The organism is Pseudomonas fluorescens (genome assembly GCF_018614655.1).
Classification (GTDB): Bacteria; Pseudomonadota; Gammaproteobacteria; order Pseudomonadales; family Pseudomonadaceae; genus Aquipseudomonas; species Aquipseudomonas fluorescens_BX.
In genome coordinates this window covers 1-24,917 of sequence record NZ_JAGGOG010000025.1, presented here as the reverse complement: position 1 = coordinate 24,917, position 24,917 = coordinate 1, and the positions used below count along the sequence as shown (strand labels likewise).

Sequence of the window (24,917 nt, the reverse complement as noted above, 5' to 3'; positions counted from 1 at the left end):
TCCTGCGGACACGCATCGCAGCCTCGTACCTTGGCAGCGGCTACAACCGCATAGCGAGCAAGCCCGCACACATTTGAGTTACTTCTTGGCTTTGGCCTTGGCGCCGCGCTGACGCAGGGCTTCAAACAGGCAAACGCCAGTCGCCACGGAAACATTGAGACTGCTGACACTACCGGCCATCGGCAGCTTCACCAGGTAATCACAATGCTCGCGGGTCAGGCGACGCATGCCCTTACCTTCAGCGCCCATGATCAGGATGGTAGGGCCGGTGAGGTCCTGGTCATAAATGCTGACCTCGGCCTCCCCCGCCGTACCCACAACCCATAGGCCACGCTGCTGGAGTTTCTCCAGGGTGCGCGCCAGGTTAGTCACGGCCACCAACGGAATCACTTCCGCAGCACCGCAGGCGACTTTACGCACCACAGGCGTCAAGGTCGCCGACTTGTCTTTAGGCACAATCACCGCCAACGCACCGGCAGCATCCGCCGAACGTAGACAGGCACCCAGGTTATGCGGATCGGTCACCCCATCCAGCACCAGCAACAGCGGAGCACCCTCGGTACGGTCGAGCAGCTCGTCAAGCATCGCCTCGCCCCAGACCTGACTCGGACTCACATCCGCCACTACACCCTGGTGAACGCCTTCGACCCAAGCGTCCATTTCTCGACGCTCAGCCTGACCTATCGCCACGCGGTTTTCGTTGGCCAACTCGACCAGCGCTTGTACACGCGGCTCACTACGACCCTCCGCCAACCACACCTGTTTGACGCGTTTCGGGTGGTGACGCAGCAATGCTTCTACGGCATGCACGCCATAGATTTTTTCCAGACTCATGGTTTGGCCTTAGGTTTGCGTGACCCACCACTTTTCGCGGGGGCCGAACCCGCTTTTGGCGGGCCTTTACGGTGTTTACTTGGCTTGCTCGACGGCTTTTCCGCCCCGTGGGACTTTCCCCCAGACGCCGCTTTACCACCGCTTTTCGCTTCGTTCAGCAGTGCCTGTTTCAGTTCACGGCTTTTACGCAGCTCGGCATTTTTTGCCGCGGCATCGCTTGGACGGTAAGCCTCGGGGGCTTTTTCCTTGGCTGACGAGCGACGACCAGCAACCTTGGCCGGCGCCGGCTCAACTGCAGCTTTCGCAGGAGCGCCCTTACCTTTGCCGGCAGGTGCGGTGGTTTCAGCGCCACGCTTCTTGCGACCAATTGGCGCAGCGATGGTTTTTTCGGACATACCGAAGTCGATCTTGCGCTCATCGAGGTCGACACGCATGACCTGCACTTCCACGGTATCGCCCAAGCGGAAGCTGCGTCCGGTGCGTTCGCCCGCCAGGCGGTGATGCACAGGATCGAAGTGGTAGTAGTCACCCGGCAAAGCGGTGACGTGCACCAGGCCTTCGACGTAGATGTCGGTCAACTCGACGAACAGACCAAAGCCGGTGACGGCCGTGATCACGCCCGGGAACGACTCGCCCACGCGGTCTTTCATGAACTCGCACTTGAGCCAGTTCACCACGTCGCGAGTGGCTTCGTCGGCACGGCGCTCGCTCATGGAGCACTGCTCGCCCAACTGTTCCAGGGCCGCTTCGTCGTACGGATAGATCCGCGCCTTCGGAATAGTCATTGCCCCGGCGCGCTGGACGTGCGGAGTGTTCTGCTTGGAGTGGATCACGCTGCGAATCGCCCGGTGCGTGAGCAAGTCCGGGTAGCGACGAATCGGCGAGGTGAAGTGGGTATACGCTTCGTAATTCAGGCCGAAGTGGCCCTGGTTATCAGCGCTGTACACCGCCTGGCTCAGGGAGCGCAGCATCACGGTCTGGATCAGATGGAAATCCGGACGATCCTTGATGCTGGCCAACAGCGCCTGGTAATCCTTCGGCGACGGGCCATCCTTACCTTTGTGCAGGGACAGGCCGAGCTCACCGAGAAACGCGCGCAGTTTTTCCAGACGCTCTGGCGGCGGGCCATCGTGGACCCGGTACAACGCAGGAATTTCATGCTTCTTCAGGAACTCAGCAGTGGCCACGTTGGCCGCCAGCATGCATTCCTCGATCAGCTTGTGAGCATCGTTACGGGTAGTCGGCGTGATTTCGGCGATCTTGCGCTCGGAACCGAAGATGATCCGGGTTTCCTGAGTTTCAAAATCGATCGCGCCACGAACATGACGCGCCCCCAGCAACACCTTGTACAGCGCATACAACTGCTTCAGATGCGGCACGACATGACCGTACTCACCGCGCAGCGCCTTGGCTTCGCTGGTTTTCGGCTGCTCCAGGATGGTGCTGACCTTGTTGTAGGTCAGACGCGCCTGGGAGTGGATCACCGCTTCGTAGAATTGGTAGTCGGTCATTTCACCGGTTTTCGAGATAGTCATCTCGCACACCATGGCCAAACGGTCGACTTTCGGGTTCAGGGAGCACAGGCCGTTGGACAGCTGCTCAGGCAGCATCGGGATCACGCGCTCAGGGAAGTACACCGAGTTGCCACGCACCTGGGCTTCGTTGTCCAGGGCCGAACCGATCTTCACGTAGCTGGAAACGTCGGCAATCGCGACGAACAACTTCCAGCCGCCGGAGAACAGGCGCAGCTTGCCGGGCTTGGCTTCGCAGTAGACCGCATCGTCGAAGTCGCGGGCATCTTCGCCGTCAATGGTGACGAACGGCAGATGACGCAGGTCGATACGCTTCTCTTTGTCTTTCTCTTCAACTTCCGGCTTGAGCTTGGCGGCTTCTTTGAGCACAGCCTCAGGCCAGACGTGAGGAATATCGTAGGTGCGCAGCGCAACATCGATTTCCATGCCCGGCGCCATGTAGTTGCCGACCACTTCGACGATATCGCCTTGTGGCTGGAAGCGCGGGGTTGGCCAGTGAGTGATTTTCACCTCGACGAACTGCCCGACCTTGGCGGCGCCATTGCGGCCCGGAGTCACCAGCACTTCCTGCTGGACCTTCGGGTTATCCGGAATAACGAAGCCGATACCGCCTTCTTCGAAGTAACGGCCGACGATGGACTCGTGGGCACGGGACACCACTTCGACGATCACGCCTTCGCGACGGCCACGACGGTCCAGGCCGGACACACGGGCCAGCGCACGGTCGCCATCGAACACCAGGCGCATTTGCGCCGGGCTCATGAACAGATCGTCACTGCCGTCATCCGGGATCAGGAAGCCGAAACCATCACGGTGGCCACTGATACGGCCCAGGATCAGGTCAAGCTTGTCCACCGGCGCATAAGTGCCGCGGCGGGTGTAGATCAGTTGAGCGTCGCGCTCCATGGCGCGCAGGCGGCGACGCAGGGCTTCGAGTTGGTCCTCTGTGGTCAGACCAAACTCTTCGACCAGCTGCTCGCGGCTAGCAGGCGAACCCCGATCGGCGAGATGCGCCAGGATCAGTTCGCGGCTAGGAATAGGGTTTTCATATTTTTCCGCTTCACGAGCGGCCTCGGGATCGAGGGACTGCCAATCGGCCATTAGAGAGTTTTCACCTTGTCTATATGCGGGTTAGTTTGGCATACGCGTATTGAAACGGGAAATTTCAGGTGTCAACAAGCCCGTAAAAGCACTTTGCAGCCCTCGGAACGCACCTTGCACGACCGCTTGCGAAATTTTCCAGGCTTTTTTGATGACGGGGGTTTACAGTCAAAAGTGCGCTGCGTATAGTGCGCGCCATCGACGACGGCAACGTTGCCGATGCTGCCCAGATGGTGAAATTGGTAGACACGCCAGCTTCAGGTGCTGGTGACCGCAAGGTCGTGGAAGTTCGAGTCTTCTTCTGGGCACCAATTCTAAACTCAAGGTTAACTCTTGAGTCTCACAGAAACCCGCGAAAGCGGGTTTTTGCGTTACAGGCCTTTGATTTTTAACGAAAAACTTGATTTATAATTTCAAATCAGGGGTTTACAGATCAAAAGCCGCTCCGTATAGTTCGCTCCATCAACAGCGGCAACGTTGCTGATATTGCCCAGATGGTGAAATTGGTAGACACGCCAGCTTCAGGTGCTGGTGACCGCAAGGTCGTGGAAGTTCGAGTCTTCTTCTGGGCACCAATTCCAAACTCAAGGTTAAAACCTTGAGTCTCACAAAAACCCGCGAAAGCGGGTTTTTGCGTTTCTGGCCTACAGAAATTTCCTGTTTGTTTTGCGGCGCGCTTGAGAAATCGCAGTCTCGTTTCACTCGACAGCCTCTACGATCGTTTATCATTCTCACAAATTGTTGCACTTAAGTGAGGAATCCTGCGAATGATGATCCGCGATACCCGTCTCAAGACATCCCTTCTGCGTGGCTTGACCATCACTCTGCTCGGCCTGACCCTGCTGTCACCCACTGCCTATTCCGCCGACAAGGTTGCACTGACCTTGTACAACGGCCAACACAAGGAGGTCGGCGATGAACTTGCCAAGGCCTTCGAAGCCAAGACTGGCATCCACGTCAATGTACGCAAGGGCAGTAGCAACCAACTGGCTAGCCAGGTCGTCGAAGAAGGCGATCGCTCCCCCGCCGACGTGATCTACACCGAAGAATCGCCGCCACTGAATAAACTTGGCGAACAAGGCCTGCTGGCAACCATCGACGCCAGCACCCTCGACGTACTGCCCAAGGAATACGTGGCTGGCAACAGCGCCTGGATGGGCGTGACCGCACGAACCCGAGTCGTCGCGTTCAACCCCAAACTGATTGCCGAGAAAGACCTGCCCAAGTCAGTGCTGGATTTCGCCGGGCCCGAGTGGCAAGGCAAAGTCGGTTTCGTCCCCACCAGCGGCGCGTTCCAGGAACAGGCCGTGGCGATCATCAAGCTGCACGGTCGCGAAGCCGCCGAAGAATGGCTGACCGGCCTGAGGGCGTTCGGCAAGGTCTACAGCAACAATATGGTTGCCCTCAAAGCGGTGGAAAACGGCGAAGTCGCCACCGTCCTGGTGAACAACTACTACTGGTTCGCCCTGAAGAAGGAAAAAACCAATCTGGACTCTCAGTTGCACTACTTCACCGACGGTGATGCAGGTGGCTTGATTACCGTATCCGCCGCTGCAGCATTGAAGTCCAGCAAACATCCGAAAGAAGCCCAGCAACTGCTGGCTTTCATGGCCAGCGAAGAAGGCCAGCGGGTAATCACCAACACCTCAGCTGAATACCCGCTGCGCAAAGGCATGGAATCCAACCGCGGCCTCAAGCCTTTCAGCGAACTGCAACCGCCGAAAGTCACCCCTGCCGACTTGGGCAACGCCGAAGAAGCCCTGGAACTGGAACGTGACGTTGGCTTGAACTGATGACCTCATCGCTCTCCACCCCCGCCTCGCACGGGGGTTTTATTCCAGGACGCAAACGCCCTTCGGTCTGGCTACTGTTGCCGGTGTTGCTGCTGGTAGGCCTAAGCCTGTTGCCGCTGGTGTATGTCGGCCTCAAGGCTTGGCAGGCAGGCTGGGCTGAGGCCGTGCATCTGCTGTGGCGGCCCTATGTCTTCGGCTTGCTGCGCAATACCCTGGCACTGATGGTCGGCGTCACCGTGGCCTGCGGTGTGATCGGCCTCTCCCTCGCCTGGCTGCTGGAACGCAGCAACCTGCCAGGGCGGCGCATCTGGGGAGTGATTCTGTGCCTGCCCTTTGCGGTCCCGGCATTTGTCAGCAGCTTTACCTGGGTATCCCTGAGCGCGAACTTTGAGGGGCTGGGCGGAGCGATTCTGGTGATGACGCTCTCCAAATATCCGCTGGTGTTTCTGCCGGTGGCAGCCACCCTGCGCAACCTTGACCCCTCCCTGGAAGAATCGGCCCGCACCCTGGGTCTGAACCGCTGGGGCGTATTCTTTCACATCACCTTGCCGCTGTTGTGGCCATCGCTGCTGGCCGGCTCACTGCTGATCGCCCTGCATATGCTGGTGGAGTTCGGCGCCTTGTCGATCATCGGCCTGCAGACCTTTACCACCGCGATCTATCAGCAGTTCGAACTGGAATTCAGCAACGCCAATGCGGCGATGCTCTCCGCTGTATTGCTAGTGATGTGCCTGACCTTGCTGTGGCTGGAGTTGCGCGTACGCGGCAAGGGCCGACACGTGCGTACCGGCCAGGGCGCGGCGCGGCATGCAGAGCAAGTTCGACTCGGAAAATGGGCGCCACTGGGGCAGCTTTATTGCCTGATACTGGCGGTCATTGGCAGCGGCATTCCATTGGGGATGCTCGGTTATTGGCTGGCGGTTGGCTCGTCGGCGGCGTTTCCGGTGGCCGAGATCAGCGAGGCGCTGCTTTCATCATTGGCGCTGTCCTTGGGGGGCGCGGCGCTGTGTTTGGTGCTGGCGGTACCAGTAGGCCTGCTGGTGGTGCGCTACAAGGGCCCACTGGCACTGTGGGCCGAACGCTTGCCGTATCTGTTGCATGCCCTGCCCGGCCTGGTGATTGCATTGACGCTGGTGTATTTCGCCCTGCATTACGTGCCGGCGCTGTACCAGACGTCGGCATTGCTGCTGATCGCTTATGCGCTGTTGTTTTTGCCGCTGGCCCAGGCGCCAATTCGTACGGCGCTGAACAAGGCGGCGCCGCAGCTGGAAGAGGCTGCGCGGACACTCGGTGCATCTTCGTTCAGTGCGTTTTGTCGAGTAACACTGCCGATTATCTTCCCGGCGTTGGGGGCAGCGTTTGCGCTGGTATTTCTGGATGCGATGAAGGAGCTGACGGCGACGTTGCTGCTTAGTCCAACTGGGCTGAATACGCTGGCCACGGCCGTCTGGGCACACACGTCGAATGTGGAGTTTGCGGCGGCAGCGCCTTATGCGGCGCTATTGATTCTGGTATCGGGGTTGCCGGTTTATCTGCTGACGACGCGGATGTATCTGAGCCGCTGAGATAGCCTTCGCGAGCAAGCCCGCTCCCACATTTGACCGCGTTTCGTCAGGATAAACGCGGTCAAATGTGGGAGCGGGCTTGCTCGCGAAAGGGCCCGACCAGACAACACTAAGCCCGAAACTGCCCCAGACTCGCCTTCAACTGCGCCGCCAAGCCATCCAGCACTTTACCGCTGGCCGTAGTCTCCACCACCGCCTGGGCCGCTCGCTCAGCCTGGGCATGGATAACCTCTACCCGCCCACGCACGGCATGGGCACCTTTGGCCTGATGCTCCGCCGCCCGGGTCGCCAAGCCAATCGCCGCATGCACCTGCTCCACCGACGCCTGCACCGATTGCTGCAAGCGCACACTGTCGCGCAGCACCAGCAAGCCTTCGCTGGCTTGGCGCCCGGCCTTGCCAATGGTCTCCACGGCCTCACGAGCACCTTGCTGCAGGGCCACGATATGAGCCTGGATGTCGCCCGTAGAGCTTTGCGTCTTGCTGGCCAGAGCTCGCACCTCATCCGCTACCACCGCAAAGCCACGTCCGGTCTCACCCGCCCGCGCAGCTTCAATAGCGGCATTCAACGCCAGCAGATTGGTCTGCTCGGCAATCCCATGAATCACCGTCAACACCACTTCAATCTGTTCGCTTTGCCGCGCCAGGCGCTCAATGACTTTGGCACCATCGTCCACCTGCCCCGCCAATGCCTCGATCAGACTGCCGACCTCAGCGGAGGTACGCGAGTTCTCGTCAGTGGCCTGACGAATATCCACTACCTGCTGCAACGCCGCCTGCATGGCATGGCTTTCCGCCTGAGCCGCATCAGCCATCTGCGACAACGCCCGCAGGCTTTCGGCGACTTCATCGCGCTGCAAGCCGGCGGCCGCATCGGCACCCGCGTTGCGCAAGGTCATGGCGCCAATTTCCACACCGGTACGCTGGGCCACATCGCCGGCTTCACGCACGATAGGCTGCAACTTATCCACAAAGCGATTGACTGCCGAAGCCATCTCACCGATTTCATCCCGACTGCTGATCTGCACGCGCTTGGTCAGGTCACCCTCGCCGGCCGCCAGATCATCCATGGCGGCGATCAGCAGTTTCAAGCGATTGACCACTCGACGCCCGAGGACCACGGCGATCAGCAGTAACACGCCAAAACCGACGACTGCCAGACCCATGCCGATGCGCCAGCGCAAAGTGCCAGCAGCTTCCTGTACGGCACTGCTGGTATTGGCAGTCATCTGAGTGGCCGTGGCTTGGGCCGACTGCAAGCGCGCGCCCATGGCCGATGCGCTGTCCGCAGCCGCACCTTTGAGGCTATCGCCCACCAATTGATCGCTGCTGGCGATCAGCGCCGCGAAGCGCTTATCCAGGGCGGCCAGATCAGCATCCACCGAGGCAGTCGAAACTCCCATGATGACCTTGCCGATCTCCACACCATTGGGACTGATGGAGGATTCAAGGTAGTAAACCGACGGATCGTTCTTAGCGGCATCCAGTAACTTATCCAGAGCTCGCTCGCCCTTGCCCTTGTCCAGCAGCGCCTGGTTGATCGGGTTGTCCCGATTCAAATAACGGGTCAGGTGTTGGCCGTTGGCATCGTCGTACACCACAAACAACACATTGGGATTGCGCTGGGCGCGCCGGGCAAACTCGGAGAGGGTCGGCACATCGCTGTCCCACATGGCGCGCGGCGCCACCGAGGCCAGCAACTGCGCCATGTCATTGGCCGAGTCTTTCAGGTCTTTTTCCAGAGTCGCACGCAGTTGCTTCTGCTCTTCCTGCAATCGAGTGGAAAGCCCCGCCGTCAGACGCTGTCGCGTACTGGAGGACAGGCTATCCAGGCTGGAGGTGACCTCCTTCCCCGCCTGCGTCAGTTCACCCGACAGTTTTTGACTGTCCACGCCCAGGCGATTACCCAAATCGGCTTCCAAGGCGGTAACTGTGCTCCGCGTCAGGGCGACGGCCACCAGCACTTGCACCAGAAGAGCGATACCTAGAGTAACGAACACCGGCCGCAACAGACGGCTTTGTAACAGTGAAAGAACGGCAGACACTGGAAATCCCTCTACCTACGGTGCCATTAAATTGATGGCACCTCGAAAGAGAGAAACATAGCAAGGGTCATGCCGTGCGCAAGGTAGAAACGACAAAGGGTCCCCGAAGGGACCCTTTGCTTTTACATCAACAGCTTATTACGCGAACGGGTGACGCAGAACGATGGTCTCGTTGCGGTCCGGACCGGTCGAAATAATATCGATCGGCGCACCGATCAGCTCTTCAACGCGCTTGATGTAAGCACGGGCGTTAGCTGGCAGTTCTTCCAGGGTTTTGGCACCTACGGTCGACTCGGTCCAGCCCGGCACTTCTTCGTACACAGGCTGCAGGCCCACGTAGCTGTCAGCGTCAGTCGGGGCAACGTCCTTGCCTTGCGCATCTTTGTAGCCGACGCAGATATTGATGGTTTCCAGACCGTCGAGTACGTCCAGCTTGGTCAGGCAGATGCCCGAGATGCTGTTCACATCGATAGCGCGACGCAAGATAACAGCGTCGAACCAGCCACAACGACGAGCACGACCAGTAGTCGCGCCGAACTCGTGACCTTGTTTAGCCAGGTGCGCACCCACTTCGTCAAACAGCTCTGTCGGGAATGGACCCGAGCCGACCCGCGTGGTGTAAGCCTTGGTGATGCCCAGGATGTAGTCCAGGAACATAGGGCCAACACCCGAACCGGTAGCAACGCCACCAGCGGTGGTGTTGGAACTGGTCACGTACGGGTAGGTACCGTGGTCGATGTCCAGCAACGAACCTTGAGCGCCTTCGAACATGATGTCTTTGCCTGCGCGACGCAGATCGTGCAGCTCGGCAGTCACGTCCAGCATCAACGGCTTGAGCAGCTCAGCGTATTCCTTGCACTCGGCCAAGGTCGTTTCGAAGTCAATGGCCGGCTCTTTGTAGTAACCCACCAGCATGAAGTTGTGGTATTCCACCAGCTCACGCAGCTTGTCTTCAAAACGCGGCATGTTGAGCAGGTCACCAACACGCAGGCCACGACGAGCCACCTTGTCTTCGTATGCCGGGCCGATGCCGCGACCGGTAGTACCGATCTTCAGCTCGCCACGGGCCTTTTCACGGGCCTGGTCCAGCGCTACGTGGAAGGACAGGATCAACGGGCAGGACGGGCTGATACGCAGGCGCTCACGCACCGGTACGCCTTTCTCTTCCAGCTTGGTGATCTCGCGCAGCAGGGCGTCAGGTGCAACCACCACGCCGTTACCGATCAGGCACTGCACGCCTTCGCGCAGCACGCCCGACGGAATCAGGTGCAAGACGGTTTTTTCGCCATCGATGACCAGGGTGTGGCCAGCGTTGTGGCCACCTTGGTAGCGCACTACGGCGGCAGCATGTTCGGTCAGCAGATCAACGATCTTGCCTTTGCCCTCATCACCCCATTGGGTGCCCAGGACTACGACATTCTTACCCATAACACTTGTCCTCATTCGCGCAAACTTGGTGCCGGCAACGGCCGGCAGGAAAACTCAAGAAGCCAGTGGCGATACTTGCCAAAGCCCGTTCTGCTGAATCAATTGCCGGTCGCAGTCCGCTTCACGGGCGGCGGCCAATGGCTGCCCAGGCAAAGCCTGAACAACACGTTGACCCTCACTGCGCAACTGGCAAACCTGCTGCCAGAGTGCCGCGTCCGTACTGTCGGGCATCCAGATACCGCCAGACGGTAACTCGACCTCAGCACGCCCCAGGGTCACCAGGGTTTTCAAATCGGTGGAAAAACCGGTCGCCGGACGAGCGCGACCAAAATCGGCGCCGATATCGTCATAACGACCGCCCTGAGCGATGGCTTGGCCAACACCCGGGACAAACACGGCGAACACCACGCCGGTGTGGTAGTGGTAACCGCGCAGCTCACCCAGGTCGAAGTACAGCGGCAACTGCGGGAACCGCGCCGACAGACGCTCGGCAATCGCCAGCACGTCGTCCAGGGCAGCCAACACCGGGGCCGGCGCATTGGCCAGGCGATCACGGGCAGCGGACAGCACTTCGCGACCACCACACAGATCCACCAGCGAACGCAACATGCCAGCAAGATCAGTAGGCACGCCCTCGGTCAGGGCAATCACTTCATCGATAGCCTTGCGTTGCAGGGCATCGAACAACTGTTGTTCCACTTCACCGGACAAACCAGCGGCACGGGCCAGGCCACGGTAGATACCGACATGCCCCAGGTCCATGTGCACATCCGGCACATCGGCCAGTTGCAGCATAGCCAGCATCAGGCTGATAACTTCCACATCGCTGCTCGGGCTCGCATCGCCATACAACTCGGCGCCCAGTTGAATCGGGCTGCGCGAAGACGACAAGGCCCGCGGCTGAGCATGCAGGACACTGCCGGCATAGCACAGGCGGCTCGGGCCCTCACGGCGCAAGGTGTGCGCATCGATGCGCGCCACTTGCGGGGTGATGTCGGCACGAAAGCCCATTTGCCGGCCCGATTGCGGGTCGATGACCTTGAAGGTGCGCAGATCCAGGTCCTGGCCCGCGCCGGTCAGCAGGGATTCCAGGTACTCGATATGGGGGGTCACGACAAACTCGTAACCCCAGCTCTGGAACAGATCCAACACCTGGCGACGCGCAACTTCAATGCGCGCAGCTTCCGGTGGCAGTACTTCTTCGATGCCATCTGGCAGCAGCCAGCGGTCTACCGTTGCCATTACGCCATTCCCCTATGATCCGGGCGGCCAGCCCTAAGGCGTGCCTTGAGTGAAGCAGAAAATACCCGGCTCTTGCATAAACCACGCGCAAGAGCGACGTGACGAACGACCACTAATCGGCCTCGTCGGGCACTTTCCTCGAAAAACCTGTCGCGTCCGCGGACACAAAATAACAATCAAACATGCAGACGCAAAAAAGCCGGGAATTTCCCGGCTGCCGCATCATACACCCGTTTTCTCAAAGGATCACCCCGCCCGACATTTTAGCCGCCAGACGGAGCGATTCTCAGGTCAAGTGCGGGTTACTTGGACTTTTCCAGGTAGCGGAAGAAATCGCTACTTGGGTCCAGCACCATGACGTCGGTTTTGTTCGCGAAGCTTTCACGGTAGGCACGCAGGCTACGGTAGAACGCGTAGAACTCCTGGTCCTGGCCATAAGCCTTGGCGTAGATCGCCGCCGCTTGAGCATCACCATCACCACGGGCCTCTTCAGACTCGCGATAGGCTTCAGCCAACAGTACCCGACGCTGACGATCGGCATCCGCACGGATACCCTCGGCCAGCTCGTTACCCTTGGCGCGGTGCTCGCGCGCTTCACGCTCACGCTCAGTGCTCATACGCTCGAACACACTGCGGTTCACTTCCTTCGGCAGATCAATGGCCTTGACCCGAACATCGATCACTTCGATGCCCAGTTCTTTTTCAGCCATCTTGTTCAGCGAAGCGGTGATATCCGCCATCAGCGCATCACGCTCACCGGATACCACCTCGTGCAGGGTGCGCTTACCAAACTGGTCACGCAGGCCCGATTCCAGACGGCGCGACAAACGCTCGTCAGCAATCTGCTTGAGGCCGGAGGTCGCGGTGTAGAAGCGCTCGGCATCCTTGACGCGCCACTTGGCGTAGGCATCAACCATTACAGCTTTCTTTTCCAGGGTCAGGAAGCGCTGTGTCGGTGCATCCAGCGTCATCAGGCGGGCGTCGAACTTGCGCACCTGGTTGACGTAGGGGACTTTCACATGCAGGCCCGGCTGGACATCCGCCTGGACCACACGACCGAATTGCAGTAACACCGCGCGCTCGGTCTGAGCCACGATGTAGAAGCAGTTCCAGGCAGCGATGACCACGACGACGCCCACAATCAGGGCGGTCAGCGATTTATTGCTCATCAACGACTCTCCCTGGTACGTGATTGCTGTTGCTGCAAGTCAGCGGCCGCACGAGCGCTCGCTTCATTGGCAGCGGCAGTCGAAGCGCTGGACGGCGCACTGCTGCCACTACGACCACCTTCGATCATCTTGTCCAACGGCAGGTAAAGCAGATTGTTCTGCCCGCCCTTGCTGCCGGTCACGAGAACCTTGCTGGTGTTGGTAAAGACTTCCTGCATGGTGTCCAGGTACAGACGCTCGCGGGTAACTTCCGGTGCCTTGCGGTACTCGGCCACCAGTTTGGTGAAGCGATCAGCCTCACCCTTGGCGCGGGAGACCACTTCATCGCGGTAGCCGTTGGCATCTTCGAGGATGCGCTGGGCCTGACCACGGGCTTCCGGCACGACGCCGTTGGCGTAGGTTTCAGCCTGGTTGCGCGAACGCTGCTCGTCTTCACGGGCACGGATCACGTCATCGAAGGCTTCCTGTACTTCACGCGGTGCAGCTGCGCTCTGTATGTTGACCTGGGTAACGGTGATACCGGTGCGGTAAGTGTCGAGGAACCGTTGCAGGCGCTCCTTGATCTCGCTGGCCATCAATTCACGGCCTTCGGTCAGCACCTGATCCATTGCGGTGGAACCCACCACATGGCGCAGGGCGCTTTCGGTCGCTTGTTGCAGGCTGATTTCCGGCTGATCGACGTTCAGCACGAAGTCCTGCAGGTTGCTGATCTTGTACTGCACGGTCAGCGGCACTTCGACGATGTTTTCGTCTTCGGTGAGCATCTGGCCCTGCTTGGTATAGGCACGCTCACGCGTGACGTTTTCCATGTACTTCTTGTCGATCGGCGGGAAGTAGATATTCAGGCCCGGGCCGACAGTCTCGTAGTACTTGCCGAAGCGCAGCACCACGGCTTGCTCCTGCTCGTCCACCACGTAGACCGCGCTGTACAGCCAGACGGCCGCCAGCACGACGAGGCCGATGCCGAGCAGGCCGTAACCACCGCCCTTGCCCGAACCACCACCTTCGTCACCACTACCACGTTTCTTTCCACCACCGAACAACCCATTCAGGCTTTCCTGCAGCTTTCGGAAGGCCTCGTCGAGATCCGGTGGCCCCTTGCGGTCGCCATTATTGCGGCGCTTACCACCCCAAGGATCCTGATTATTCGAGTTGCCACCCGGCTCATTCCAAGCCATAGCGCTCTCCATCTGATAAAGCAAAGACGCACCCACGGCGCGCCGACCAATGCTACAGAATGCCTGCCACAGCGGCACAACCGCTTTCTCAGGCTTTTATTGCAAAGTGTGTTGTTCGATGAAGTCCATCGGCTGCATGCCTTCCCGGCTGACCAGCCGATTCAGCTCTGCCCGTGGCAGTCGAACAGCCAGTAAACTGACACCTTCTTCGTCGTGTTCTTCTTTCTGGACCGCGCCCAACTCGAAAAACTGTGCCCGCAGTCGAGCAAAACGCTGCGGCAAGCGCAAGGTGCCAACAAACAAATCGTTGCCCAACAGCTCGGCAACCGCCTGCTTGAGCAAGTCCAGCCCGGAACCGTCCCGCGCCGAAAGCCAGACCCGCTGGGGCCTGCCGTCTTCGTCACGCTGGATTTGCGGCTCCACGCCCTCAAGCAAATCGAGTTTGTTATAGACCTCGAGGATCGGCAAGTCCTGGGCACCAATCTCGCCCAACACCACCATCACCTGCTCAATCTGCAACATACGGTCAGGTTCGGCCGCATCGATCACATGCAACAGCAGGTCGGAGTTGCTCGACTCTTCGAGCGTAGACCGAAATGCCTCGACCAGCTTGTGGGGCAAGTGACGAATGAACCCTACGGTATCGGCCAGGACAATCGGCCCCAGGTCGTCCAGGTCCAGACGGCGCAAGGTCGGGTCGAGGGTTGCGAAGAGTTGGTCAGCCGCAAAAACGTCGGACTCCGTCACCGCATTGAACAGTGTGGATTTGCCGGCGTTGGTGTAACCCACCAGGGAAACGGTCGGGATATCGGCGCGCTTGCGACCTCGCCGCGATTGCTCGCGCTGACTGCGGACCTTTTCAAGCCGCGCCTTGATCTGCTTCAGGCGAACCCGCAGCAAACGACGGTCCGTTTCCAACTGGGTTTCACCCGGGCCACGCAGGCCGATACCGCCACCCTGGCGCTCAAGGTGAGTCCAGCCGCGAACCAGCCGGGTGCTCATGTGGTCCAGCTGAGCCAGCTCAACCTGGAGCTTGCCTTCATGGGTACGGGCGCGCTGGGCGAAAATATCGAGAATCAGACCTGTACGGTCGATCACGCGACACTCGAAAACACGTTCGAGGTTACGTTCCTGACTGGGTGTGAGGACGTGATTGAAAATAACCAGATCGACCTGTTCGGCATGGACCAGGTCGCGTAACTCTTCGACCTTGCCGCTGCCAATCAGGAATTTGGCGGTTGGCCGATGACGCGGCACGTTAAAAAACGCGACGGTCTCGGCGCCAGCCGAATTTGCCAGCTCCTGAAACTCCTGCGGATCTTCGCGCGCCTCAGGGTCCTGACCATCCAAGTGAACGAGGATTGCCCGCTCACCACCACCGTGGCGCTCAAAGAACAAAGGAGACTCCTATCAGGCGTTACCTGGCTCAGCGTCACCCTGTTCGGCATCGGTTGCACTAGGCAGACGAATTGGACGAACCGGCACTACTGTCGAGATAGCGTGTTTGTAAACCATCTGGCTGACGGTGTTTTTCAGCAGGATAACGAACTGGTCGAAAGACTCGATCGTACCTTGCAGTTTGATACCGTTGACCAGATAGATGGAAACCCCAACTTTCTCTTTACGTAAAGTATTCAAGTAAGGGTCTTGTAGCGAATGCCCTTTTGACATGTGCCGCACTCCTTTAAGGATCAATAATAAAAAATCGGAAAATAGATAGCTCGTAGCCGTCACACCCCCAAGGATAGACGGCAATTGCAAGGACTCAGCTCAATATGGAGACCGTTCCCAAGTATTTCAAGGTGCGTGACAGATTGTCGCAATCCAGACTGTCCAGCCAATGCAAGTCATTCCAGCTGCGTAGCCAGGTGAACTGGCGCTTCGCCAATTGGCGCGTGGCAATGATGCCGCGCTCCTGCATTTCGGCTGACGTCAACTTGCCATCCAGATGATCCCAGACTTGGCGGTAGCCTACAGCACGTATCGAAGGTAACCCGGGATGCAGATCACCTCTGGAACGCAGTGCTACGACCTCTTCCACGAACCCCTGTTCCAACATAATTGTGAATCTTTGTGCAATTCGCTCATGCAGCACCTGACGATTCGCCGGGGCGATGGCCAGATTCGCCACAGTATAGGGCAATTGTGGCTGCCTAGACGCGCCTGCATCAGTACTTTGCGCAGATTGTCTCAGTCGGTGCGCGGTCATGGTCTGACCACTGACTCGCCAGACTTCCAGGGCCCGTGACAGGCGCTGGGGGTCGTTGGGGTGAATCCGCGCAGCGGACACCGGGTCCACCGCCGCCAATTGGTCATGCAGGGCTTGCCAGCCAAGGCGCGCAGCCTCTTCTTCCAGTTCGGCACGCACCTGGGGATCGGCTGGCGGCATGTCCGCCAGACCTTCCTGCAAAGCCTTGTAGTAGAGCATCGTGCCGCCCACCAGCAGCGGAATATTGCCACGCGCGGTGATTTCAGCCATGGCGGCCAATGCGTCGGTGCGAAAGTCCGCCGCCGAATAGCTTTGGGCCGGGTCAATGATGTCGATCAACCGGTGCGGATACTGAGCCAATAGCTCTTTTGAAGGTTTGGCGGTGCCGATGTCCATGTCCCGGTAAACCAGGGCGGAATCGACACTGATCAGCTCGCAAGGCAAGACCTTGGTCAGTTCGATGGCCAGGTCAGTCTTGCCGGCGGCCGTCGGGCCCATCAGGAAGATGGCCGGAGGTAGAACGCTCATCAACGACCGCGCAAAAATAGTTTGTCCAGATCGTCCAGGCCCATTTGGGTCCAGGTCGGTCGGCCATGGTTGCATTGGCCACTGCGCTCGGTGTTTTCCATGTCCCGCAGCAAACCGTTCATTTCTGCCAGGGCCAGACGCCGGTTGGCGCGAATCGCCCCATGACAGGCCATGGTGCCGAGCAGTTCGTTGATGTGCGCCTGGATCCGGTCGCTGGTGCCGTACTCCATCAAGTCTGCCAGCACATCGGCGACCAGTCGGTTGGCTTCAGCTTGTTTGAGCAACGCAGGAATCTGGCGGATAGCCAGGGTTTCCGGGCCCAGACGCTGCAATTCAAAGCCCAGTTTCTGGAATACGCTGACATGCTCTTCAGCGCAATCGGCTTCGCGCTGGCTGACAGCCAGGGATTCCGGCACCAGCAACGGCTGGCCGCTCAGGCCTTCACTGGCCATGGCGATTTTCAGGCGCTCGTACATGATCCGCTCGTGGGCGGCGTGCATGTCCACCAGCACCAGGCCCTGGGCGTTTTCCGCCAGAATGTAGATGCCCTTGAGTTGTGCCAGGGCATAACCCAGCGGCGGCACATCGCCCTGGCCTTCCGGCAAGGCGACGGCGCCCGACTCGGCTCCAGGTAGCGGCGCAAAAAACTCGCGATAGGCCGCCTGGGCCTCGGCCACCGGCACCGCCGATTGCGGGCGTGGCGTGTATTGATACTGATAACCGGCGCCCGCGCCTGAACCCGGCGCGGTATAACTCGGCTGGGCTTGTGGCGATTGCAGCAAGTTGGCCGCTAGGCTCATTTCACCCTGGGGCCCGAACTCACCGGCTTCCGGCCCCGAAGGACGGACAATGGCCGTCGCAATCGGCGCCGCCAGGTGATCATCCGGCCGCACATCGCCAAGGGCACGGTGCAAGGTGCCATAAAGGAAGTCATGAACCATGCGCCCGTCACGGAACCGCACTTCGTGTTTGGTCGGGTGCACGTTGACGTCCACCACCGATGGGTCGACCTCAAAAAACAGCACAAACGTCGGGTGCCGTCCGTTGAACAACACATCGCGGTACGCCTGGCGCACCGCATGGGCCACCAGCTTGTCGCGCACCGCCCGGCCATTCACAAAAAAGTACTGCAAGTCTGCCTGGCTACGGGAGAAAGTCGGCAAACCGACCCAACCCCACAAGCGCAAACCATTGCGCTCTATTTCAATGGGCAAAGCCTGTTCCAGGAACCCCGCGCCACAGACTGCCGCCACACGCCGCGCGCGGGCTGCATCATCATTGGCTTCATGCAGACTGAGGATGGTCTTGCCGTTATGACGCAGGTGAAAAGCCACATCGAAGCGGGCCAAGGCCAGGCGCTTGATGACTTCCTGCAGGTGATCGAATTCGGTTTTCTCGGCCTTGAGGAATTTGCGCCGCGCCGGGGTATTGAAGAACAGGTCGCGCACTTCCACCGAGGTGCCCACCGGATGCGCAGCCGGCTGAACCCGGGGCGCCATGTCGCGGCCTTCGGTTTCTACCTGCCAGGCCTGGTCGGCACCACGGGTGCGGGAGGTCAGGGTCAGGCGCGCCACAGAGCTGATGGAAGCCAGCGCCTCACCGCGAAAGCCCAGGCTCATCACCCGCTCGAGGTCTTCCAGGTCACGGATCTTGCTGGTGGCGTGACGGGCCAGGGCCAGCGGCAGGTCATCGGAGGAGATGCCGCTGCCATCGTCACGCACCCTCAGCAGCTTGACGCCACCTTGTTCAACGTCGACGTCGATACGCTTGGCACCGGAGTCGATACTGTTTTCCAGCAACTCCTTGATCACCGAGGCCGGCCGCTCGACCACCTCGCCCGCGGCAATCTGGTTGGCCAGACGCGGGCTTAGCAACTCAATGCGCGAGGTGTTGCTCAATACCGATTCGCTCATTACTGGGCCGCCAATTCAGTGCCTGGGATGGTCAACACTTGACCGACCTTCAGCTCGTCGGTCTTCAGGTTGTTGGCACTGCGCAAGGTCGCCGCAGACACTTGGAATCGCACCGCCAGCATCGCCAGGGTGTCGCCCGGCTGAACCCGATGGTCACGTGGGCCCTGGACAATTTTCCCGGAGTCACGCAGCCAAGCGATATACGTACCCGGTGGCGGATTCTGCTGGAAGAACTGGCGAACACCGGCACTGATGGAACGCGCCAGCGCCTGCTGGTGGCTGGAGGAGGCCAGTTTCGAGGCTTCATTTGAGTTGGAGATAAACCCGGTTTCCACCAGGATCGATGGGATGTCCGGCGATTTAAGCACCATGAACCCGGCCTGCTCCACGCGCTGTTTGTGCAACGAGGTGACGCGGCCGATATTGCTCAGGACTTTCTGCCCGACGTTCAGGCTGGACGTCAGCGAGGCGGTCATCGACAGGTCGAGCAGTACGCCAGCGAGCATCTTGTCCTTGTCATCAAGGGACACGTTACCGGCCCCGCCGATCAGGTCGGAACGGTTTTCACTGTCCGCCAGCCAACGGGCCGTCTCGGAGGTGGCGCCGCGATCAGACAAGGCAAATACCGAAGCGCCAAAGGCCGCGGTAGAAGGCGCAGCGTCCGCGTGGATCGAGACGAACAGGTCGGCGCCCTTCTTGCGAGCGATTTCGGTACGTCCACGCAGCGGAATGAAGTAGTCGCCGGTACGGGTCAGCTCGGCGCGATAGCCTTTCATGCCGTTGACCTGACGCTGCAGCTCACGGGCGATGGCCAGTACCACGTCTTTTTCATGCTGGCCGCGCGAGCCCGAGGCACCCGGGTCTTCCCCACCGTGACCGGCATCGATGACCACGATGATGTCACGCTTGCCCGCCGGTGCCGGCGGCATGGGTGGCAGCTTGACCTGGGGTTGCGATGGATTGACCGGCACTGCGGGCACCGTTGCCACGCTAGGCGTTGGCGCGGGCGGCGGCGCAGCATCGGCGGCGTTGTCGAACAGGTCGACCACCAGCCGGTTACCGTACTGGGCGTTGGGCGCCAGCGAGAAGCTTTTCGGGGTGACGGCCTGTTTCAGGTCGATGACCACCCGCAAATCCGTCGGCGTACGTTGGGCCGAGCGCATGGAGGTAATCGGCGTATTGGCCGTGGAGACTTTCAACGGCGCGGCCAGGGTCGCACCGTTGATGTCGATCACCAGGCGATCAGGCGCCGTCAGGGTGAAGACGCTGTGCTGGACCGGGCCAGACAGGTCGAATACCAGTCGCGTGTTATCCGGTGCCCGCCACAGGCGAACACTTTTCACCTGTGAAGCGGCCAGAGCATTGACAGTCATTGCCGCAAGCAACACCCCTACGACAGTAACCAACGCGCGAAAGCGCATACCTAACCCCATCAATTATTTGAATTCCAATGCCAAAGCGACACACCACGACTCACCGCGCGCACTTTGGGGCAACAACTTCAGCTGACGTCCACTGTTATGCGGGCTAATGGTAATGGTCAGGTCGGGCTTTGGCAAAAAGCCTGTGCCTTTATCTGGCCACTCGATCAGACACAAGGCGTCTTCATCGAAATAATCGCGGATGCCCATGTACTCCAACTCCTCGGGATCCACCAATCGGTACAGATCGAAATGGAAGGCCCGCACTTCGCCGATCTCGTAGGGCTCGACCAAGGTAAACGTAGGACTCTTCACCGCGCCGTCATGACCCAGCCCGCGAATGATGCCTCGGGACAAGGTAGTTTTACCGGCCCCCAGATCCCCTTCCAGAAAGATCAGCCCCGAGCCTTTGGTGACCTCGGCAATACGCTTGCCGAACGCGACCATGGCCTCTTCATCAGCCAGAAAAAGGGTTACTTCAGACACGGTGACTGTTCCTCCAGCAACTGACGAATGGCGGGGATCAGATCACTGGCCGCCAGCCCGCGACCGAACGAACCCTGACGATCCCCAGCGGTAGCGTGCAACCAGACCGCCAGACAGCCAGCGTCAAATGCCGACATCCCCTGGGCCAGCAAAGCCCCCACCAGTCCGGCCAACACATCGCCCAAACCGGCTGTCGCCATTGCGGGATGGCCCTGATCACAGAGGGCAACCCGACCGTGAGGGCTGGCAATCAAACTGCCAGCGCCTTTCAAGATCGCCACCGCATTGAATTTCTGACTCAGCGCGCGCGCTACGTTAAGGCGGTCCGCCTGAACCTCAGCTGTCGAAATCCCCATCAACCGGGCCGCTTCACCTGGATGCGGGGTGATCACGCAGTTGGCCGGCAGGCTGACAGCGCCCGTCGCCAGCAGATTCAGCGCGTCGGCATCCCAGACCTGCGGCTGCCGGGCATTCGCCGCCGCCGACAGAAGGCTCTTGCCCCAGGACGCTTCGCCAAGGCCGGGACCGATGACGATCACCGAGACTTTTTCCAGCAAGCCCATCAATTGGTTGGCCGAATGCACGCCCAGGGTCATGACTTCCGGCAGGCGTACCAGGGCGGCCGGCACATGTTCACTGCGGGTCGCCAAGGAAACCAGGCCGGCTCCGCTGCGCAGCGCGCTTTGTGCGCTCAGCAAGGCCGCGCCACCGAGTCCACGGTCGCCGCCAATCAGCAGGACATGGCCAAACTGGCCTTTATGGGCATCCGGGGAACGAGCAGGCAGTTCCGGCAATTGGCCGGGCAACAGGTGCTGAACGTCGGTTATTTCGTGTTTTGTCTGCGGCATGCGTCTTCAAGCTCCGATGTCTGGCAGAATTATACGCATCTAACCTGCGGTTTCTCTTGTCTCATGCCTGCTATCACCTCCAACCTGCCCGCCCTGGCCCAATCGATCAAAGACTGGGGCCGTGAGCTGGGCTTTCAACAAGTGGGCATCAGCGGCCTGGACCTGGCCGAGCATGAGCAACACCTGCAACGCTGGCTCGACGCCGGCTACCATGGCGAGATGGACTACATGGGCGCCCATGGCAGCAAACGCTCCCATCCCGAAGAGTTGGTGCCCGGCACCTTGCGTGTGGTGTCCCTGCGCATGGATTACCTGCCCGGCGACACGCACATGGCGCAATTGCTGGCCCAACCCGAAAAAGCCTACATCTCCCGTTACGCCCTGGGCCGCGACTACCACAAGCTGATCCGCAAGCGCGTGCAGCAGCTGGCGGACCGGATTCAGGCGCAAATCGGCCCGTTTGGCTTTCGTGCCTTTGTCGACAGTGCTCCGGTGCTGGAAAAAGCCATTGCCGAACAGGCAGGTTTAGGCTGGATCGGCAAAAACACTCTGGTGCTCAATCGCAAGGCCGGCAGCTACTTTTTCCTCAGCGAACTCTTTGTCGACCTCCCGTTGCCGGTCGACCCACCCCACTCCACCGAACACTGCGGCCGCTGCACCGCCTGCCTGGACATCTGCCCCACCAATGCCTTCGTCGGGCCTTACGTGCTCGACGCCCGGCGCTGCATTTCCTACCTGACCATCGAGCTCAAGAGCGCCATCCCTGAAGACCTGCGCCCATTGATCGGCAACCGCGTATTCGGTTGCGATGACTGTCAGATCGTTTGTCCGTGGAATCGTTTCGCACACATCTCATCCGAAAGCGATTTCAAGCCTCGGCACAATCTGGATAACGCAGAACTGGCCGAATTGTTTATGTGGGACGAGGATAAATTCCTCAGCAGTACCGAAGGTTCGCCCCTGCGCCGGGCCGGTTATGAGCGCTGGCTGCGCAATCTGGCAGTAGGGCTGGGCAATGCGCCGTCGAGCATACCGGTGCTGGAAGCCTTGAAGGCACGCCGGGATTACCCGTCGGAACTGGTGCGCGAACACGTGGAGTGGGCGCTGAAGCAGCACGCCGAGCGTCAGTGTTCGTCGTTGTAGACGAACTTGGGCATTTCCCAGTGAAAGCGGATCGCCAGCAGACGCAATAAAAAGCCACTGAACAACGTGAGCAGGATCGCTTGCTCGCTGGGCAACTGCAGATAGAGGCAGAGCAGATAGAACCAGGCAGCGAGGAACGACACGCTGGCATACAGCTCGCGGCGGAAGACCAACGGGATGTCGTTGCAGAAAATGTCCCGCAGGATGCCGCCAAAGACCCCGGTAATGACCCCGCTGACCGACGCCACCAACATGCCATGGCCCATTTCCAGAGCGGTCATGCAGCCGATCAGGGTGAACGCCACCAACCCCACGGCATCCAGCGCCAGGAACAGCGAGCGCAGGTGACGCATCAGTGGCGCAATGAAGATCGTCACCAGCGCGGCAACGGAGGTCAGCACCAGGTATTCCGGATGTTTGACCCAGGTCAGCGGGTAGTGGCCGAGCAATACATCACGCACCGACCCGCCACCCAGCGCCGTCACGCAGGCAATCAGCACCACACCAAACCAATCCATGCCGCGCCGACCGGCGGACAAGGCGCCGGTCATGGCTTCGGCGGTGATGGCGATGAGGTAGAGCATCAGCAGCATGACGGCGATCCTTGCAAGTTGTGGCGAGGGGGCTTGCCCCCGTTGGGGTGCGAAGCAGCCCCCTTATAAAGGCAGCGGAGTTTTTTTTCAGATAGGTAGTGCTGTCAGGTTTCAGGGCCGCTTCGCCGCCCAACGGGGGCAAGCCCCCTCGCCACAACAGCTCACCTGCGGAATCAGAACTTGATGAAATGCTTGCGGTAATGCTGCAACTCGGCGATCGACTCGCGAATGTCATCCAGTGCCAGGTGGGTGCTGCCCTTGTGGAAGCTGTCTTTCACTTCCGGCGCCCAGCGTGCGGCCAACTCTTTCAAGGTCGATACATCCAGATTGCGGTAATGGAAGTAGCTTTCCAGCGCCTTCATATGGGTATAAAGAAAGCGCCGGTCCTGGCAAATGCTGTTACCGCATATCGGCGACTTGCCCTTGGGCACCCACTTCTCCAGGAACGCGATGGTTTCAGCCTCGGCCTCGGCCATGCTGACACGGCTTTCACGCACGCGCTGGGTCAGGCCCGAACCGCCGTGAGTGCGAGTGTTCCACTCATCCATGGTGGCCAGGACGGCGTCACTGTGGTGGATGGCGATCACCGGGCCTTCAGCCAGGGTGTTGAGGTTGCTGTCAGTGACGATGGTCGCCATTTCGATGATGACGTCGGTGTCAGGGTTCAGACCGGTCATTTCCAGATCGATCCAAATCAGGTTCTGTGGGTTTTGCATGTCTTGGTTCCTTGGCACCTTGGCGTAGCTGCGCAGTTTAGCAGGCAGGGCGTGCTAGACTCGCGACCGTTTTATCCAACCTTTGCATTATCGACACGGAACACCAATGGCCAAACGCCAGCTCAACCGTCGCCAAAACTGGCGCATCGAAAAGATTCAGGGTGAACGCGCTGCCCGCGCCGCCAAACGTGAATCCTCCGCCGTGGAAGCGCTGGAAGGCGGCGACCTGGGCTCCGAACAAACGGGGCTGGTGATCGCGCACTTCGGTGTGCAGGTCGAGGTCGAGGCCAAAGAAGGCGAGCACGCAGGCCAGGTGTTCCGTTGCCACTTGCGCGCCAACCTGCCCGCGCTGGTGACCGGCGACCAGGTGGTCTGGCGTGCCGGCAACCAGGGCATCGGTGTAATCGTGGCGCAACTGCCACGCACCACCGAACTGCGCCGCCCGGACAGCCGCGGCCAGCTCAAGCCGGTGGCGGCCAACGTCGACATGATCGTCATCGTGTTTGCGCCACTGCCCGAGCCGCATGCCAACCTGATCGACCGCTACCTGGTGGCTGCCGAGCACGCGGGTATTCGTCCGCTGTTGCTGCTGAACAAGTTCGACCTGATCGACGAGCAGAACGCACCGGCGCTGAATGCGTTGCTGGCGGTCTACCGCACCCTGGGCTACCCGGTGCTGGAAGTCTCTGCCCATCACGGTAACGGCATGGAACAACTGCAACAGCAGTTGGACGGGCGCATCAGTGTGTTCGTCGGCCAATCGGGCGTGGGTAAGTCGTCGCTGGTCAACAGCCTGCTGCCGGAAGTCGAGACCCGTGTCGGCCCGCTGTCGGAGCTTTCCGGCCAAGGTACGCATACCACCACCACGGCGCGGTTGTTCCACTTCCCGGGCGGCGGCGAGCTGATCGACTCCCCGGGGATTCGTGAGTTCGGCCTGGGCCATGTCAGCCGGGCGGATGTGGAAGCGGGCTTTATCGAGTTCAACGACTTGATCGGCACGTGCCGCTTCCGTGACTGCAAGCATGATCGCGAGCCGGGTTGTGCCCTGCTCAAGGCGCTGGAAGACGGTCGCGTGCAACAACAGCGGATGAACAGCTATCGCTCGATCATCGCCAGCTTGCCGGAAACCAGTTACTAGGTAGCGCAACAACACCGTGGCGAGGGGGCTTGCCCC

At 60.0% G+C, this 24,917-nt stretch carries 19 protein-coding genes, 2 tRNA genes and 2 pseudogenes; 6 read left to right on the top strand and 17 right to left on the bottom strand.

The genetic code is table 11. The features are described from left to right. Window positions 1-78: 78 nt before the first annotated feature. The gene (rlmB, locus tag J7E41_RS23620; RefSeq protein ID WP_155582783.1) at window positions 79-834 is read right to left on the bottom strand and encodes a 23S rRNA (guanosine(2251)-2'-O)-methyltransferase RlmB; all 756 of its coding nucleotides are present in this window, start codon (window positions 832-834) and stop codon (window positions 79-81) included. Beyond that, window positions 831-3,467, bottom strand: a complete 2,637-nt coding sequence (rnr, locus tag J7E41_RS23615) for a ribonuclease R (protein WP_214996707.1) — start codon at window positions 3,465-3,467, stop codon at window positions 831-833. Before rnr ends, rlmB begins: the two co-directional genes overlap by 4 nt. Before the next feature lie 224 nt (window positions 3,468-3,691). Here rnr and J7E41_RS23610 point away from each other — a divergent pair. The 4 genes from J7E41_RS23610 (at window position 3,692) to J7E41_RS23595 (ending at window position 6,825) form a co-directional block, all read left to right on the top strand. After that, a tRNA-Leu gene (locus J7E41_RS23610) sits at window positions 3,692-3,778 on the top strand. Window positions 3,779-3,955: 177 nt separating this feature from the next. Next, window positions 3,956-4,042: transfer RNA gene (locus tag J7E41_RS23605), tRNA-Leu, on the top strand. Window positions 4,043-4,234: 192 nt separating this feature from the next. Then, a complete protein-coding gene (locus J7E41_RS23600; protein ID WP_214996699.1) occupies window positions 4,235-5,260 on the top strand; it encodes an extracellular solute-binding protein in 1,026 nt (341 codons plus the stop codon). Then, window positions 5,260-6,825 carry an ABC transporter permease gene (locus J7E41_RS23595; RefSeq protein WP_214996697.1) on the top strand — a complete coding sequence of 522 codons (1,566 nt, stop codon included), beginning with the start codon at window positions 5,260-5,262 and terminating at the stop codon, window positions 6,823-6,825. The genes J7E41_RS23600 and J7E41_RS23595 overlap by 1 nt, the downstream gene beginning before the upstream one ends. A 109-nt stretch (window positions 6,826-6,934) precedes the next feature. Here J7E41_RS23595 and J7E41_RS28590 read toward each other — a convergent pair. The 13 genes and pseudogenes from J7E41_RS28590 to J7E41_RS23535 form a co-directional block, all read right to left on the bottom strand. Beyond that, window positions 6,935-7,450 (bottom strand): annotated as a pseudogene (locus J7E41_RS28590) (methyl-accepting chemotaxis protein); the annotation flags it as partial. 390 nt (window positions 7,451-7,840) lie between these two features. Continuing rightward, window positions 7,841-7,894 (bottom strand): annotated as a pseudogene (locus J7E41_RS28585) (hypothetical protein); the annotation flags it as partial. Window positions 7,895-9,007: 1,113 nt separating this feature from the next. Next, entirely contained in the window at window positions 9,008-10,297 is a 1,290-nt protein-coding gene (locus J7E41_RS23585; protein ID WP_214996694.1) for an adenylosuccinate synthase, read from the bottom strand. Between the two features lie 54 nt (window positions 10,298-10,351). Continuing rightward, entirely contained in the window at window positions 10,352-11,539 is a 1,188-nt protein-coding gene (locus tag J7E41_RS23580; protein WP_214996692.1) for an ATP phosphoribosyltransferase regulatory subunit, read from the bottom strand. 302 nt (window positions 11,540-11,841) lie between these two features. After that, window positions 11,842-12,708 carry a protease modulator HflC gene (gene hflC / locus J7E41_RS23575; RefSeq protein WP_214996690.1) on the bottom strand — a complete coding sequence of 289 codons (867 nt, stop codon included), beginning with the start codon at window positions 12,706-12,708 and terminating at the stop codon, window positions 11,842-11,844. Further along, complete coding sequence (gene hflK, locus J7E41_RS23570; RefSeq protein WP_214996688.1) at window positions 12,708-13,886, bottom strand: FtsH protease activity modulator HflK; 1,179 nt, start codon at window positions 13,884-13,886, stop codon at window positions 12,708-12,710. Before hflK ends, hflC begins: the two co-directional genes overlap by 1 nt. A gap of 96 nt (window positions 13,887-13,982) precedes the next feature. Then, window positions 13,983-15,284, bottom strand: a complete 1,302-nt coding sequence (gene hflX, locus J7E41_RS23565) for a ribosome rescue GTPase HflX (protein WP_214996686.1) — start codon at window positions 15,282-15,284, stop codon at window positions 13,983-13,985. A 12-nt stretch (window positions 15,285-15,296) separates the two neighbouring features. Next, window positions 15,297-15,557 carry an RNA chaperone Hfq gene (gene hfq / locus J7E41_RS23560; protein WP_094950970.1) on the bottom strand — a complete coding sequence of 87 codons (261 nt, stop codon included), beginning with the start codon at window positions 15,555-15,557 and terminating at the stop codon, window positions 15,297-15,299. A gap of 94 nt (window positions 15,558-15,651) precedes the next feature. Further along, window positions 15,652-16,623 (bottom strand): tRNA (adenosine(37)-N6)-dimethylallyltransferase MiaA, encoded by a 972-nt coding sequence (gene miaA / locus J7E41_RS23555; protein WP_214996684.1) that lies wholly within the window; start codon window positions 16,621-16,623, stop codon window positions 15,652-15,654. After that, the gene (gene mutL, locus J7E41_RS23550; protein ID WP_214996842.1) at window positions 16,623-18,521 is read right to left on the bottom strand and encodes a DNA mismatch repair endonuclease MutL; all 1,899 of its coding nucleotides are present in this window, start codon (window positions 18,519-18,521) and stop codon (window positions 16,623-16,625) included. The genes miaA and mutL overlap by 1 nt, the downstream gene beginning before the upstream one ends. Window positions 18,522-18,535: 14 nt before the next feature. Then, window positions 18,536-19,969: an N-acetylmuramoyl-L-alanine amidase gene (locus J7E41_RS23545; RefSeq protein ID WP_214996683.1), complete on the bottom strand. Its 1,434-nt coding sequence runs from the start codon at window positions 19,967-19,969 to the stop codon at window positions 18,536-18,538. Window positions 19,970-19,972: 3 nt separating this feature from the next. Then, the gene (tsaE, locus tag J7E41_RS23540) at window positions 19,973-20,443 is read right to left on the bottom strand and encodes a tRNA (adenosine(37)-N6)-threonylcarbamoyltransferase complex ATPase subunit type 1 TsaE (protein ID WP_214996682.1); all 471 of its coding nucleotides are present in this window, start codon (window positions 20,441-20,443) and stop codon (window positions 19,973-19,975) included. After that, window positions 20,431-21,291, bottom strand: a complete 861-nt coding sequence (locus tag J7E41_RS23535; protein ID WP_214996677.1) for an NAD(P)H-hydrate dehydratase — start codon at window positions 21,289-21,291, stop codon at window positions 20,431-20,433. The genes tsaE and J7E41_RS23535 overlap by 13 nt, the downstream gene beginning before the upstream one ends. Window positions 21,292-21,354: 63 nt before the next feature. Here J7E41_RS23535 and queG point away from each other — a divergent pair, with 63 nt between their 5' ends. Beyond that, window positions 21,355-22,434 carry a tRNA epoxyqueuosine(34) reductase QueG gene (queG, locus tag J7E41_RS23530; protein WP_214996675.1) on the top strand — a complete coding sequence of 360 codons (1,080 nt, stop codon included), beginning with the start codon at window positions 21,355-21,357 and terminating at the stop codon, window positions 22,432-22,434. Here the strand turns inward: queG and J7E41_RS23525 are convergent. Both J7E41_RS23525 and orn read right to left on the bottom strand, forming a co-directional pair. Then, on the bottom strand, window positions 22,416-23,027 hold the full coding sequence (locus tag J7E41_RS23525; RefSeq protein WP_214996672.1) for a trimeric intracellular cation channel family protein: 612 nt from the start codon (window positions 23,025-23,027) through the stop codon (window positions 22,416-22,418). The two genes, queG and J7E41_RS23525, sit on opposite strands and share 19 nt — an antisense overlap. Before the next feature lie 173 nt (window positions 23,028-23,200). Then, window positions 23,201-23,743 carry an oligoribonuclease gene (orn, locus tag J7E41_RS23520; RefSeq protein WP_169357602.1) on the bottom strand — a complete coding sequence of 181 codons (543 nt, stop codon included), beginning with the start codon at window positions 23,741-23,743 and terminating at the stop codon, window positions 23,201-23,203. A gap of 106 nt (window positions 23,744-23,849) precedes the next feature. Here orn and rsgA point away from each other — a divergent pair, with 106 nt between their 5' ends. Further along, window positions 23,850-24,881 carry a small ribosomal subunit biogenesis GTPase RsgA gene (gene rsgA, locus J7E41_RS23515; RefSeq protein WP_214996670.1) on the top strand — a complete coding sequence of 344 codons (1,032 nt, stop codon included), beginning with the start codon at window positions 23,850-23,852 and terminating at the stop codon, window positions 24,879-24,881. Window positions 24,882-24,917: the final 36 nt, after the last annotated feature.

Bases quoted from the DNA above. Each gene is read 5' to 3' on its own strand.
- miaA (WP_214996684.1), bottom strand. From the start codon at position 16,623: ATGAGCGTTCTACCTCCGGCCATCTTCCTGATGGGCCCGACGGCCGCC.
- hfq (WP_094950970.1), bottom strand. From the start codon at position 15,557: ATGTCAAAAGGGCATTCGCTACAAGACCCTTACTTGAATACTTTACGT.
- J7E41_RS23580 (WP_214996692.1), bottom strand. From the start codon at position 11,539: ATGGCAACGGTAGACCGCTGGCTGCTGCCAGATGGCATCGAAGAAGTA.
- hflC (WP_214996690.1), bottom strand. From the start codon at position 12,708: ATGAGCAATAAATCGCTGACCGCCCTGATTGTGGGCGTCGTCGTGGTC.
- J7E41_RS23595 (WP_214996697.1), top strand. From the start codon at position 5,260: ATGACCTCATCGCTCTCCACCCCCGCCTCGCACGGGGGTTTTATTCCA.
- J7E41_RS23545 (WP_214996683.1), bottom strand. From the start codon at position 19,969: ATGGGGTTAGGTATGCGCTTTCGCGCGTTGGTTACTGTCGTAGGGGTG.
- queG (WP_214996675.1), top strand. From the start codon at position 21,355: ATGCCTGCTATCACCTCCAACCTGCCCGCCCTGGCCCAATCGATCAAA.
- rlmB (WP_155582783.1), bottom strand. From the start codon at position 834: ATGAGTCTGGAAAAAATCTATGGCGTGCATGCCGTAGAAGCATTGCTG.
- rnr (WP_214996707.1), bottom strand. From the start codon at position 3,467: ATGGCCGATTGGCAGTCCCTCGATCCCGAGGCCGCTCGTGAAGCGGAA.
- J7E41_RS23525 (WP_214996672.1), bottom strand. From the start codon at position 23,027: ATGCTGCTGATGCTCTACCTCATCGCCATCACCGCCGAAGCCATGACC.
- rsgA (WP_214996670.1), top strand. From the start codon at position 23,850: ATGGCCAAACGCCAGCTCAACCGTCGCCAAAACTGGCGCATCGAAAAG.
- J7E41_RS23600 (WP_214996699.1), top strand. From the start codon at position 4,235: ATGATGATCCGCGATACCCGTCTCAAGACATCCCTTCTGCGTGGCTTG.
- J7E41_RS23535 (WP_214996677.1), bottom strand. From the start codon at position 21,291: ATGCCGCAGACAAAACACGAAATAACCGACGTTCAGCACCTGTTGCCC.
- hflK (WP_214996688.1), bottom strand. From the start codon at position 13,886: ATGGCTTGGAATGAGCCGGGTGGCAACTCGAATAATCAGGATCCTTGG.
- J7E41_RS23585 (WP_214996694.1), bottom strand. From the start codon at position 10,297: ATGGGTAAGAATGTCGTAGTCCTGGGCACCCAATGGGGTGATGAGGGC.
- orn (WP_169357602.1), bottom strand. From the start codon at position 23,743: ATGCAAAACCCACAGAACCTGATTTGGATCGATCTGGAAATGACCGGT.